This is a genomic window from Coprococcus sp. LG101-27 (assembly GCF_027695515.1).
Classification (GTDB): domain Bacteria; phylum Bacillota; class Clostridia; order Lachnospirales; family Lachnospiraceae; genus Allocoprococcus; species Allocoprococcus comes.
This window is the reverse complement of record NZ_JAQEUJ010000011.1, coordinates 20,410-34,002: the sequence shown is the minus strand read 5'-3', so window position 1 is coordinate 34,002 and position 13,593 is coordinate 20,410. Positions and strand designations below refer to the sequence as shown.

The window sequence follows — 13,593 nt, the reverse complement described above, 5'->3', positions numbered from 1 at the left end:
TGTTTGACAGAAGTATAGAACAGGATATATTTCAGAGGGAAAGAAATCGTTAATTGAGGTGCGAAATGGAACAGTATATTATTAAGGGTGGCAATCCGCTGGTCGGCGAAGTCGAGATCGGTGGAGCAAAGAATGCAGCACTGGCAATTCTGGCAGCTGCGATTATGACAGATGAGACAGTTACTATCGATAATCTTCCGGATGTCAACGATATCAACGTTCTGCTGGAAGCAATCAGTGGAATTGGTGCCGAGGTTGACCGTATTGACCGGCACACAGTCAGAATCAACGGAAGCAACATTGAAAATTTTGATATAGAATATGATTACATCAAGAAGATCCGTGCATCTTATTACTTGCTTGGAGCACTTCTTGGTAAGTATAAAAGAGCAGAAGTCGCTCTTCCGGGAGGATGCAATATCGGAAGCCGTCCGATCGACCAGCATCTGAAAGGTTTTCGTGCGCTTGGTGCTTATGTGGATATCGAGCATGGCAAGATTATCGCAGAAGCAGAGCGTCTGATCGGAAAGCACATTTATTTTGATGTGGTAAGCGTAGGAGCTACGATCAACGTTATGATGGCAGCATCGATGGCAGAAGGACTTACGATCCTTGAGAATGTGGCAAAAGAGCCTCATGTTGTCGATGTGGCAAACTTCCTGAACAGTATGGGAGCGAACATTCGTGGAGCAGGTACGGACGTGATTAAGATCCGCGGTGTATCCCGCCTTCATAAGACAGATTATTCTATCATTCCGGATCAGATCGAAGCCGGCACATTTATGTTTGCGGCAGCAGCAACCAGAGGTGATGTGACTGTTATGAATGTTATTCCGAAGCATCTGGAAGCTACGATTGCAAAGCTTGTTGAGATCGGATGTGAAGTAGAAGAATTTGATGATGCAGTGCGTGTTGTGTCCAAAGGAGATCTTCATAATACACAGGTGAAGACTCTTCCATATCCGGGATTCCCGACAGATATGCAGCCGCAGATTGGTGTTACACTTGCTCTTTGTAAAGGGACAAGCACGATTACAGAAAGTATTTTCGAGAATCGTTTCAAATATCTTTCAGAACTTGCAAGAATGGGTGCAAATGTCAAGGTTGAAGGCAATGCAGCGACTATCGAAGGCGTAGATAAATTCTCGGGAGCAAGGGTCAGTGCACCGGATCTTCGTGCAGGAGCAGCACTTGTGATTGCAGGAATGGCCGCAGATGGCATTACGATCGTAGATGACATCGTATATATCCAGAGGGGATACGAACGTTTTGAAGAGAAGCTCAGAAGTCTCGGCGCAGTGATCGAGAGAGTTTCTACAGAACGTGAGATCCAGAAATTCAAGTTAAAAGTAGGTTAAGACAGGAATTCCTGTTTTGATAGAACATATTTCCCAAAATGTATATTGACGGAAGCTATGGACAGTGTTATGATGTGTAGCGGTAACAATTAAATACGCTTTCTCTTATTCAGAGTGGTGGAGGTACAAAGGACCTGCGAAGCCACGGCAACCCCGGTAAGCCGGAAGGTGCCAACCTGAGCGAGCAATCGAACAATAAGAGGATTGATGATGAGATATCAGGTCAGTCCTTTGGGGCTGACCTTTAAATTTGCATAGACAGAAGAGAAATTCTGTTTGTCGATTTTCATTATTCCAGAGATAAGAGAGGCAGATACAAAGAAGAAAAGAAAGGAAAAAAGATGGAGAGATTATTATTTACTTCTGAATCAGTAACTGAAGGACATCCGGATAAGATGTGCGACCAGATTTCCGATGCGATCCTGGATGCACTTATGGAGCAGGATCCAATGAGCCGTGTAGCTTGCGAGACATGCGCGACTACAGGAATTGTTATGGTAATGGGAGAAATTACTACAAATGCATATGTAGATATTCAGAAAATCGTTCGTGATACTGTTCGTGAAATTGGTTATACAAGAGGAAAGTACGGATTTGATGCTGACACATGTGGCGTTCTGACAGCAATTGACGAACAGTCAAGCGATATTGCCATGGGTGTTGATAAAGCTCTTGAAGCAAAGGAACACAAGATGTCAGATGAAGAATTGGAAGCAATCGGTGCAGGAGACCAGGGAATGATGTTCGGATATGCATCTGATGAGACAGAAGAATATATGCCTTATCCGATCGCTCTTGCACACAAACTTGCAAGACGTCTTACAGAAGTAAGAAAGAACGGAACACTTCCATATCTTCGTCCGGATGGAAAAACACAGGTAACAGTAGAATATGATGAAAATGGAGTTCCGGCCCGCCTTGATGCAGTAGTACTTTCTACACAGCATGATCCGGATGTTTCACAGGAACAGATCCATGAAGACGTGAAAAAATACATTTTTGATGAAATCCTTCCGGCAGATATGGTAGATGAGAATACAAAATTCTTCATCAATCCGACCGGACGTTTTGTGATCGGTGGACCACATGGGGACAGCGGCCTTACCGGACGTAAGATCATCGTAGATACTTATGGGGGAATGGCGCGTCACGGCGGTGGAGCTTTCTCAGGAAAAGACTGTACAAAGGTAGACCGTTCAGCAGCTTATGCAGCACGTTATGTTGCTAAGAATATCGTAGCAGCAGGAATTGCCAAAAAATGCGAGATCCAGCTTTCTTATGCAATCGGTGTTGCACAGCCGACATCTGTCATGGTAGATACTTTCGGAACAGGAAAGATTGCAGATGATAAGCTTGTGGAAATCGTTCGAGAGAACTTTGACCTTCGTCCGGCTGGAATTATCAAGATGCTTGATCTGAGACGTCCGATCTACAAACAGACAGCAGCTTACGGACACTTTGGACGTAACGACCTGGATCTTCCATGGGAGAAGTTGGATAAAGTGGATACTTTGAAGAAATATCTTTAATAACAGGTTCTGAATTTGATCGTTTTAGAAAAAATTTAGAAAATTTTACGGGTGCTTTGATGTGAAGCACCCGTTTTTATGATATGCTATTAGTTATCAGGCAGACTTGCGTGAGCGCCATACGGACCTCATAACCGGGCGTGCACGATGAATGGAGGATGAATATAGCATGAAACTAAGGACGAAACTGGTGATTTCTTTTGTGACGATGATCATGATACCGACTATCCTGACAACGGCATTTATATTTGGAATTGCGCGTTATCAGATCGGAGTCATTGAGCATACTTATGGAATTACCGGTGAGGAATATAAAGATTTTGCAAAATCCATCAGAGTGCTGGGAGATATGCCGGAGATCCAGCAGTTTATTATAAGCGCATGTATCGCAGTAGTCCTGATTCTGGCATTTACAGCGATGATCATGATGGTGTGGATTTATGGAAGTATCATCAGTCCGATTCACAAGTTGCAGGAAGCAGCGCAGAACGTAGAAGAAGGCAATCTGAATTTTGAGATCAAGCCGGAAAAAGATGATGAGATGGGACGGCTGATGCAGGCATTTGAAAAGATGCGGATCCGTCTGAGAGATAATGCAGAGGAGAAGCTGAAGAGTGACCGGGAAAGCAAAGAACTGATCAGCAATATTTCCCATGACTTAAAGACGCCGATCACAGCGATCAAGGGCTATGTGGAAGGAATCCGTGACGGGGTTGCAGATACGCCGGAGAAGATGGAAAAATATATCGGAACCATTTATAATAAGGCGAATGAGATGGATACGCTGATCAACGAACTGACCTTATATGCGAAGATCGATACAAACCGGATCCCGTACAACTTTGCACCGCTTTCAGTCAACGATTATTTCAATGACTGTGCCGAAGATATTGAGATGGAGCTGGATTCAAAGAATGTAGAGTTTGGTTATTTCAATTATGTAGAGGGTGATCAGAAGATCATTGCAGATCCGGAACAGTTAAAGAGAGTGATCAACAACATTGTCAGCAATTCTTTGAAATACATGGAACGAGAGCACGGGCTGATCAATCTGCGGGTAAAAGACGTAGGTGATTTTATTCAGGTAGAGCTTGAGGATAACGGAAAAGGAATCGCAGCGAAAGATCTGCCGAATATATTTGACCGGTTCTACCGGACGGATGCTTCAAGGAATTCATCCAAGGGCGGAAGCGGAATCGGTCTTTCGATCGTGAAGAAGATCATTGAAGATCACGGTGGCAAAATCTGGGCGACCAGCCGGGAAGGTGTTGGCACAGTGATGTATTTTGTAATCAGAAAATATCAGGAGGTACCGATAAATGAGTAAGATTTTAATTGTAGAAGATGAAGAGAGTATTGCAGATCTGGAGAAAGATTATCTGGAGCTGAGTGGATTTGAAGTAGAGGTTGCAAATGATGGACAGACAGGGCTTGATAAGGCGCTTTTCGGTGATTTTGATCTGGTGATCCTGGATCTGATGCTTCCGGGCGTGGATGGCTTTGAGATTTGTCGTAAGGTTCGTGCGGAAAAGAATACACCGATCATCATGGTATCTGCGAAAAAAGATGATATCGACAAGATCAGAGGACTCGGACTTGGGGCTGATGACTATATGACCAAGCCGTTTAGTCCAAGCGAGCTGGTGGCAAGGGTAAAAGCACATCTGGCACGTTATGAGCGGCTGATCGGAAGTGCCGTGGAAGAGAATAAGGTGATCGAGATCCGTGGACTTAAGATTGATACCACTGCACGCCGAGTGTGGGTAAACGGAGTGGAGAAGAATTTTACAACAAAAGAGTTTGATCTTCTGACCTTCCTTGCCAGTCATCCGAACCATGTATATACCAAGGATGAACTTTTCAGCGAGATCTGGGATATGGAATCCATCGGAGATATCGCAACGGTAACTGTGCACATCAAGAAAATCCGTGAGAAAATTGAATATGATACCTCAAACCCACAGTATATTGAGACAATCTGGGGTGTGGGATATCGTTTCAAGATGTAATGAAAAAGAATAAAAGGAAAGAGATTACAGTATGATAACCAGTACAGGAAATGCCAGGGTAAAACAGCTTGTTACATGGCAGAAAAAGAGAAAGGCACGTGATGAAGAAGGCGTCTATATCGTAGAAGGGATCCGGATGTACCGGGAAGCTCCGCGTGCGCAGGTGAGAGAGGTTTATGTATCGGAGCAGTTTTACAGCCGATATGGAGAAGAGCTGGGACTTTCGGCATGGGGAAGACAGCTGGAAATCCTGTCAGATCATGTATTTTCCCACGTGTCAGATACAAAGACACCACAGGGGATCCTGCTTGTGATGGAGCAGAGGAGCTGTGAGATATGTGAGATGCTGGATCTGGACGCGCAGGGAAGGAAACCGCTTCTGATGGTGCTGGATAATCTGCAGGATCCGGGAAACCTGGGAACCATTCTCCGTGCAGGGGAAGCGGCAGGCGTAACCGGCGTGATCATGAGTCACGACTGTGTGGATATTTATAATCCCAAGGTGATCCGTTCAACGATGGGATCGGTTTACCGAATGCCGTTTGTGTATGTAGAGCATTTGCCAGAAACTCTGGAAGTACTTGCAGAAGCCGGGATTCATTCCTATGCGGCACATCTGAAAGGAAAGAACAGCTACGATCAGGAGGATTACACAAAAGGGACAGCATTTTTAATTGGAAATGAGGGTAACGGACTTCGGGATGAAGTGGCAGATGTAGCAGAGTGTTATATCAAGATTCCGATGTGTGGAGAGGTAGAATCACTGAATGCGGCGGTTGCATCTTCGGTTCTGATGTTCGAGGCGGCAAGACAGCGACGGTAGTGATGAGGGGAAATCAAGCGCAAAGGAGAGTGTGATTTGATGAAACCGATAATCGATTTAAATAAAGAATATGGATTGGTATTCGATGGAGGAGGAGCCAGAGGTGCGTATCAGATCGGTGCGTGGCGGGCTCTTTCGGAAGCTGGTGTGAAGATCAGTGCAGTAGCGGGTACTTCTGTGGGCGCCCTGAATGGCGCCCTTGTTTGTATGGGAGATCTGGAGAAAGCAGGACATATCTGGAAAGAGATGGCATTTTCCCGTGTTATGGATGTGGATGATGAGTTGATGGAACAGTTCTTTGATAGAGAGGCGTCCATAAGAGAGATTTTGAAAGGTCTCTGGAAGAAGCTTGCAGATGGTGGAATTGATATTACACCGCTTAAGGAATTGATCCATGAGGTTGTAGACGAAGAAAAGATCAGGAAATGCGGAAAAGAATTCTGCCTTTTGACATTTTCTGTATCGGATATGAAGGAACTGGATCTGAGTATTGAAGATATACCGGAAGGTCTTCTGGAGGATTTTCTTCTTGCCAGCGCATATCTGCTTGGATTTAAAAATGAACCGCTGCACGGCAAGACATATATTGATGGTGGTGCGGTCAATAATGTGCCGACCGCGTCTCTTCTAAAAAGGGGATATAAGGATCTGATCCAGGTAAGGATCTTTGGTCCGGGAAGAGTGCCGAAGACGACGATTCCGGAAGACGGCTCTCTGCTGGAGATCGAACCGAGAGTAGGACTTGGCAGTATTCTCGAATTTTCGGCAAAGCGGAGCAGACAGAATTTGAAAATTGGCTATTATGATGCAAAAAGAGCGCTTTACGGGCTCACTGGATCGATTTACTATATTGAAGAAACACGAGAAGAGTGTTATTATGTAGAAATAATGAAGCTTTTGAGCGAACTTGAAAAGACGGAATATCGTTTCAAACTCAAGTTGCCGATCGGCTGTTCAGACAGAGAGTTGTTCTATGGAATGCTGGAGGCAAGTGCGAAGCTCATGAGAATTCCAAAATATAATATTTATACAGCAGATGAACTGTGGAATGAGACGAGCAGAAAGTACGAGACTCGTACAGATGAGGGAAAAGAAAAACTGCCGAAATTCGTCCATGCGATTGCAAAGCTGAGAAAGGACTACAAGATGAATTTAAAAGGAAGAAGTTTTTTGAAACTGGAAGATTATACACCGGCAGAGATTGAATATCTCGTTGACCTGGCAGGTGAATTAAAGGCAAAGAAGAAAGCAGGAATTAAAGGACACAGCCTGGAAGGAAAGAACATTGCCCTTATTTTTGAAAAGCCATCTACAAGAACCAGATGTGCATTTACCGTAGGAGCACAGGATGAAGGTGGAATCCCGACATACCTTGCAGGTAATGAAATCCAGTTAGGCGATAAAGAGAGTATCGAAGATACAGCACGTGTACTTGGAAGAATGTTCGATGGAATCGAATTCCGTGGATTTGAACAGAGATACGCAGATGTACTTGCAGAGTACAGTGGAATTCCGGTATGGAATGGTCTGACAGATACTACACATCCGACACAATGTCTGGCTATGCTCCTTACCATGAAAGAAGAATTCGGACACCTGAAAGGTCTGAAGGTTGCATACCTTGGAGATGGACGTAACAACGTTGCGAACAGCCTTCTGGTAGGATGCGCCAAAATCGGAGTAGATGTAGCAATCGTTGCACCGAAGGCCCTCTGGACTTCGGAATCTCTGTGGAAGAGATGTGACGAATATGCAAAAGAATCCGGAGCAACTATCGAGATCACCGATGACCTTGATGGTGTAAAGGGAGCAGATGTCATTTACACAGACGTATGGATTTCCATGGGTGAAGAAAAGAAAGAGCAGGAAAGAGAGCGTCTCGGAAAGCCATATCAGGTAAATGCAGCTCTGATGGAACGTACAGGAAAAGATACTACAATCTTCTCACACTGCTTGCCGGCGATCAAAGAAAAAGAAGTTACCGAAGAAGTATTTGAAGGACCACAGTCAAGAGTATTTGATGAAGCTGAGAATCGTCTGCATACAATCAAGGCAGTTATGGTTGCAACTTTAGGAGAGAACGAATAATAAGCATGAAAGCGGAGATATTAAAGATGCTCCGGCAGAGCGATGGGTATCTGTCGGGGCAGCAGCTCTGTGACCACTTTCAGGTGTCCAGGACTGCTGTGTGGAAAGCAATCAATCAGTTAAAAGAAGAAGGCTATGAGATTGAAGCCGTGAGAAACAAAGGTTATCGCATTGTGGATATTCCGGATCGGATTACCGCGGATGCGATAAAAAGCTGTCTGGAGACAAAATGGATGGCGAAAAATCTGGAGTATTATGACGAGATCGATTCGACTAATAACCGGGCCAAAGCACTAGGCGAGGCCGGAGGTGCAGATGGAACTCTTTTTGTTGCAGAGACGCAGACGGCGGGAAAAGGAAGACGCGGCAGATGCTGGCAATCACCGGCGGGCAGCAGTATTTCCATGTCGATTCTGTTAAGACCTGTGATGAATCCGTCAGATGCACCGATGCTGACACTTGTCATGGCATATGCGGCAACGAAAGCTTTGCGTGAAAAGACCGAGTTGGATATAGGAATCAAATGGCCGAATGATCTGGTCGTGAGTGGAAAGAAGATCAGTGGGATACTGACGGAGATGAGCGCAGAGATCGATTACATCAATCATGTAGTGATCGGAATCGGAATCAATGTCAATATGGAGTCCTTTCCGGAAGATATCGCAAAGACAGCGACTTCACTGCGGATCGAAGCGGGCAAAGAATTTCGCAGGTTTGAGCTGATCGCTGCGATTATGGAGCATTTTGAAAAAGCCTACGAAGCGGTCTGCGAGGCGGGAAGTCTGGAGCCGATCATGGAAGATTATAACTGTCTGCTGGTAAACTGTGGGCGTCGGGTGCGTGTACTGGAACCGGAACATGAATATGATGCACTGGCACTGGGGATTGACAAGACCGGGGAATTGCAGGTAGAATGTGAAGACGGCAGCAGAAAGTCTGTCTTTGCCGGAGAAGTTTCGGTACGTGGAATTTATGGGTATGTATAGAAGGAGAATTTATGTATCAGGATAAGATCGTATTATGCGGAGCCAACTCTTACGAAGAAAAATTTTATATGAATCCGGATTTTGATAATCTGCCACAGCACATCAAAGATGAATTGAAGATCATGTGTGTGCTGTATGTACATGATGTCGGGGGAATCCTTACACTTGTATTTGAGGAGAATGGGGAGCTGGAATTTGAAGTGACTTCTGCAGAGGGAGATCCGATGTTTGACGAGATCGGAAGCCGTCTGAAGATCAAGGAGATTCAGACAGACGAGAAGAAGCAGGAGCTTCTGACACAGCTTCAGCTTTATTACAAAGTATTTTTTCTGGGGGAAGAGATTGAATGATAAAGACACTGACGATAGGAAATGTAGAGCTTCCGAACCGTTATGTGCTGGCACCGATGGCAGGGGTAACAGACCTGCCATTTCGTCTGTTATGCAAGGAACAGGGAGCAGGGCTTCTGTGCATGGAAATGATCAGTGCAAAGGCGCTCCGGTATAAGAATAAGAATACCAAGGCGCTGCTTGCGATCGATCCAAGAGAATACCCGGTATCACTTCAGCTTTTCGGGGAAGATCCGGACATCATTTCCGAGCAGGCAAAGCGGATCGAAGAACTTCCATTTCAGATCCTGGATATCAATATGGGCTGTCCGGTTCCAAAGGTCGTGCGCAATGGAGAAGGTTCGGCGTTGATGAAGGATCCGAAGCGAATCTATGATATTGTATATAAGACAGCGAGAGCGATCAAGAAACCGGTGACGATAAAGATCCGCAAAGGATTTGACGATACCTGTATCAATGCACCGGAGATTGCGAAGGTTGCAGAAGAAGCAGGTGCAGCGGCAATCGCAGTACATGGAAGGACCAGAGAACAGTATTACTCCGGAAATGCAGACTGGGAGATTATCCGTAAGGTGAAAGAAGCAGTGAAGATTCCTGTAATCGGAAATGGGGATGTGACAAGCGGACAGAAGGCACTGGATATGTTTGAGCAGACCGGCTGTGATGGTGTGATGATCGGAAGAGGCTGCCAGGGAAATCCATGGATCTTCAGGGAATTACTGGCATATGAAGAGACCGGATCCATTCCGGAAAGGCCGGGCACAGACCAGATCCGGGAAACAATGCTGCGTCATGCAAGACTGCAGATCGAGTTCAAGGGAGATTATATCGGAATCCGTGAAATGCGCAAGCATGTGGCATGGTATACCAAGGGAATGCAGGGTTCTGCGAAGCTCAGAGATGAGATCAATCAGGTGGAAAGTTATGAAGAACTGGAGAACCTTTTAATGGAAAAAATCGGATAGACATAAAACGTGTTCTTTCGCATGAGAGAATGCGTTTTTGCATATATTAAACCAGCAAAGAATTGTTGACACAGCCGCTGGAAATATGTATAATAATGAAATTGTGAAAGTAGCTTTAAATGCGGATAAAATCAGTATCTGCGGCTTGAATAGAAAATGATTTGTCGGTAAGTAAGGAGAATTATAATGGAAGCAAAGAAAACATTACTCACCTATACAGGACTTAAGAAACTGGAAGATGAGCTTGAAAATTTAAAAGTTGTGAAAAGAAAAGAAGTAGCAGGAAAGATCAAAGAAGCCAGAGAACAGGGAGACCTTTCAGAGAACGCTGAGTACGATGCAGCAAAGGACGAGCAGCGTGATATCGAGGCACGTATCGAAGAACTTGAGAAAATCCTCAAGAATGCAGAAGTTGTAGTAGAAGATGACGTGGATCTTGATACCATCAACATCGGATGTACAGTAGATGTATATGATAAAGAATTTGAAGAGGAAATCGTATTTCAACTGGTAGGTTCTACAGAAGCAAACAGCCTGGCAGGTAAGATTTCCAATGAATCTCCGGTAGGAAAAGCCCTGATCGGTAAGAAAGTCGGAGACGTAGTAGCAGTTGAGACACAGGCAGGAGTTATTGAGTACGAAGTACTGAAGATCAATCGTTCAGTATAAGATGGTATACAGCAGAGAGAAGGAGTGAAAAAAGTGGCAACACAGCAGAACAATGGACAGGAACAGGATTTGAATCATTTAAGAAAGGTGCGCCGTGAGAAACTTGCAGAACTGCAGGCAAACGGACAGAATCCTTTTGAGATCACAAAATATGACGTAACACATCACAGCCAGGAAGTGAAAGACAACTTTGATGAACTGGAAGGAAAACACGTTGTACTCGCAGGACGTATGATGTCCAAACGTGTGATGGGAAAAGCATCTTTCTGTAATGTGCAGGATTTACAGGGAAATATCCAGTCTTATGTAGCAAGAGACAGTATCGGAGAAGAAGAATATAAAGCATTCAAGAAGATGGATATCGGTGATATCGTAGGTCTTGAAGGAGAAGTATTCAAAACAAAGACAGGGGAGATTTCCATTCATGCATCTGCTGTAAAGCTTCTCTCAAAGAGCCTGCAGATCCTTCCGGAGAAGTTCCACGGACTGACAAATACAGATACCCGTTATCGTCAGAGATATGTGGATCTGATCATGAACCCGGAAGTAAAGGATACTTTTATTAAACGTTCCAAGATCCTTACCGCAATCCGTAAATATCTTGGAAATGAAGGCTTTATGGAAGTAGAGACTCCGATGCTTGTACAGAATGCCGGAGGAGCAGCTGCAAGACCGTTCGAGACACATTTCAATGCCCTGAACGAAGACCTGAAGCTCCGTATTTCTCTGGAACTTTATCTGAAGAGACTGATCGTTGGTGGTCTGGAAAGAGTATATGAGATTGGACGTGTATTCCGTAACGAAGGTCTTGATACAAGACATAACCCGGAATTCACTCTGATGGAACTTTATCAGGCATACACAGACTATCATGGCATGATGGATCTGACAGAGAACCTGTACCGTTTTGTTGCACAGGAAGTTCTTGGAACTACTCAGATTGTATATAAAGGAATCGAGATGGATCTCGGAAAGCCGTTCGAGCGTATCACAATGGTTGATGCTGTTAAGAAATATGCAGGTGTTGACTGGAACGAAGTAGAAACTCTTGAACAGGCAAGAGAACTTGCGAAAGCACACAATCTTGAATTTGAAGAAAGACATAAAAAAGGTGATATTCTGAATCTGTTCTTCGAAGAATATGTAGAAGAACACCTTCTTCAGCCGACATTCGTTATGGATCATCCGGTTGAGATTTCACCACTTACAAAGAAGAAACCGGAAAATCCGGACTATGTAGAACGTTTCGAGTTCTTCATGAACGGATGGGAAATGGCAAATGCATACTCAGAGCTGAATGACCCGATCGATCAGAGAGAACGTTTCAAAGCACAGGAAGAACTGCTTGCACAGGGTGATGATGAAGCCAACACAACAGATGAAGACTTCATGAACGCACTGGAAATTGGTATGCCGCCTACAGGTGGTATCGGATTCGGTATCGACCGTATGTGTATGCTGTTGACAGGGGCTGAGGCGATCAGAGATGTGCTGCTGTTCCCGACAATGAAATCACAGGGTTCTGCAAAAAATGAAGCAAATAATGTAGCTCAGACAGCTGCAACTGCTCCAGCAGAGACAGCAAAAGTTGATTTCTCCAACGTAAAGATTGAGCCAATCTTTGAGGAAATGGTTGACTTTGAGACATTCAGCAAGTCAGATTTCCGTGCAGTTAAGATCCTGGCTTGTGAGGAAGTACCGAAATCCAAGAAGCTTCTGAAGTTCACACTGGATGACGGAGAACGCAAGGATCGCGTGATTTTAAGTGGTATTCACGAGTATTACGAGCCGGAAGAACTGGTTGGTAAGACAGCGATCGCTATCGTGAACCTGCCACCGAGAAAGATGATGGGAATCGATTCTGAAGGTATGCTGATTTCAGCAGTACACGAGGAAGACGGTCACGAAGGACTGAACCTTCTGATGGTAGATGACAGAATCCCGGCTGGTGCTAAGCTGTACTAATCCCCAAAAAAGAGTTCGGTTTGGTAGTCATAGACATCCAATCAGGAAAAGTGGTTCCACGGATTGACATGGAGCTACATGAAACGGCTTGGAGCTGTATAAGTTTAAATGGTGACGTACGGATTATAAGAGAATAGAATAAGGGGTTCTATGGATTCCTGACTGTTTATCTTATATGTCTAAAGAACAAAATATCGATTATTTTTGAGGAGCATTTTTCGAAAATATAGTGTTAAACAAGGACACATCACTTTTGGTAGAAATACCATTTGGATGTGTCCTTTTTTTAAGATATAACATCCTTTCACGTACCTGCCAAATAAAATGAGTATCTGGTAATATACAGATTTCTGGAAACAAGGAGGAAGCCATGAAAAAACGAAAAACACCTGACTTGGAAAAATATCTGGAAGGAAAGAAACGCAGATTTGTAAATTACACACAAGGAGCAAAGATTTATAAGATGTCCTACTGGCCTTTTGTCAGACTGGCAAAAAGAGCAGAAGCCAATTATCCGATTCGAAAGACAGCTATTGTGGATCTGAATATTCTGGATGATTTTTTAGAAGACAATCCTGAGGTTGTATCAGAATTAAAGAAGAGAAGGGGGATGCGTTATGGGAAATAACCGAAGCAAGGTTCCGGATTTGGAAAAGCTTGTCAAAGGAGGACGTAAGAAATTTGTTCGTTATGAAGAAGGTGCAATGCTTTATTCCATGGGGGTTCATACATTTCAACAGTTAGCGAAAGATGCCAGAGCAGTATACCATGTCAAACGAATTGTGCTAGTTAATCTGGATCTTATTGATGAATATCTGGAAGCATTCCGTGATGAAGAATTTTGATGAAAG

General features: G+C 44.2%; 13 protein-coding genes and 1 riboswitch. All 13 genes read left to right on the top strand.

The annotated features are described in order from the left end of the window. The first annotated feature begins 65 nt into the window (after window positions 1-65). The 13 genes from PG766_RS09155 (at window position 66) to PG766_RS09095 (ending at window position 13,587) form a co-directional block, all read left to right on the top strand. A complete protein-coding gene (locus PG766_RS09155) occupies window positions 66-1,358 on the top strand; it encodes a UDP-N-acetylglucosamine 1-carboxyvinyltransferase (RefSeq protein ID WP_008370094.1) in 1,293 nt (430 codons plus the stop codon). Window positions 1,359-1,460: 102 nt separating this feature from the next. Continuing rightward, window positions 1,461-1,560: riboswitch (SAM riboswitch) on the top strand. Window positions 1,561-1,699: 139 nt separating this feature from the next. Next, complete coding sequence (gene metK / locus PG766_RS09150; RefSeq protein ID WP_008370096.1) at window positions 1,700-2,887, top strand: methionine adenosyltransferase; 1,188 nt, start codon at window positions 1,700-1,702, stop codon at window positions 2,885-2,887. A 169-nt stretch (window positions 2,888-3,056) separates the two neighbouring features. Continuing rightward, on the top strand, window positions 3,057-4,214 hold the full coding sequence (locus PG766_RS09145) for a sensor histidine kinase (RefSeq protein ID WP_055249057.1): 1,158 nt from the start codon (window positions 3,057-3,059) through the stop codon (window positions 4,212-4,214). Continuing rightward, entirely contained in the window at window positions 4,207-4,896 is a 690-nt protein-coding gene (locus PG766_RS09140; RefSeq protein ID WP_008370100.1) for a response regulator transcription factor, read from the top strand. Before PG766_RS09145 ends, PG766_RS09140 begins: the two co-directional genes overlap by 8 nt. Before the next feature lie 31 nt (window positions 4,897-4,927). Beyond that, the gene (locus tag PG766_RS09135) at window positions 4,928-5,719 is read left to right on the top strand and encodes a TrmH family RNA methyltransferase (RefSeq protein WP_118198877.1); all 792 of its coding nucleotides are present in this window, start codon (window positions 4,928-4,930) and stop codon (window positions 5,717-5,719) included. Window positions 5,720-5,758: 39 nt separating this feature from the next. Continuing rightward, entirely contained in the window at window positions 5,759-7,807 is a 2,049-nt protein-coding gene (gene argF / locus PG766_RS17110; RefSeq protein ID WP_118198876.1) for an ornithine carbamoyltransferase, read from the top strand. Between the two features lie 5 nt (window positions 7,808-7,812). Next, on the top strand, window positions 7,813-8,793 hold the full coding sequence (locus PG766_RS09125; RefSeq protein ID WP_118198875.1) for a biotin--[acetyl-CoA-carboxylase] ligase: 981 nt from the start codon (window positions 7,813-7,815) through the stop codon (window positions 8,791-8,793). 11 nt (window positions 8,794-8,804) lie between these two features. Then, window positions 8,805-9,143: a DUF6145 family protein gene (locus PG766_RS09120; RefSeq protein ID WP_008370111.1), complete on the top strand. Its 339-nt coding sequence runs from the start codon at window positions 8,805-8,807 to the stop codon at window positions 9,141-9,143. Then, window positions 9,140-10,108: a tRNA dihydrouridine synthase DusB gene (dusB, locus tag PG766_RS09115; protein ID WP_008370113.1), complete on the top strand. Its 969-nt coding sequence runs from the start codon at window positions 9,140-9,142 to the stop codon at window positions 10,106-10,108. The genes PG766_RS09120 and dusB overlap by 4 nt, the downstream gene beginning before the upstream one ends. 186 nt (window positions 10,109-10,294) lie before the next feature. Continuing rightward, window positions 10,295-10,777, top strand: a complete 483-nt coding sequence (gene greA, locus PG766_RS09110) for a transcription elongation factor GreA (RefSeq protein WP_117824107.1) — start codon at window positions 10,295-10,297, stop codon at window positions 10,775-10,777. Window positions 10,778-10,810: 33 nt separating this feature from the next. Next, on the top strand, window positions 10,811-12,742 hold the full coding sequence (lysS, locus tag PG766_RS09105) for a lysine--tRNA ligase (protein WP_118198874.1): 1,932 nt from the start codon (window positions 10,811-10,813) through the stop codon (window positions 12,740-12,742). Window positions 12,743-13,112: 370 nt separating this feature from the next. Beyond that, a complete protein-coding gene (locus PG766_RS09100; protein WP_118198873.1) occupies window positions 13,113-13,370 on the top strand; it encodes a DUF6462 family protein in 258 nt (85 codons plus the stop codon). Further along, on the top strand, window positions 13,360-13,587 hold the full coding sequence (locus PG766_RS09095; RefSeq protein ID WP_004843802.1) for a DUF6462 family protein: 228 nt from the start codon (window positions 13,360-13,362) through the stop codon (window positions 13,585-13,587). The genes PG766_RS09100 and PG766_RS09095 overlap by 11 nt, the downstream gene beginning before the upstream one ends. Window positions 13,588-13,593 lie beyond the last annotated feature (6 nt).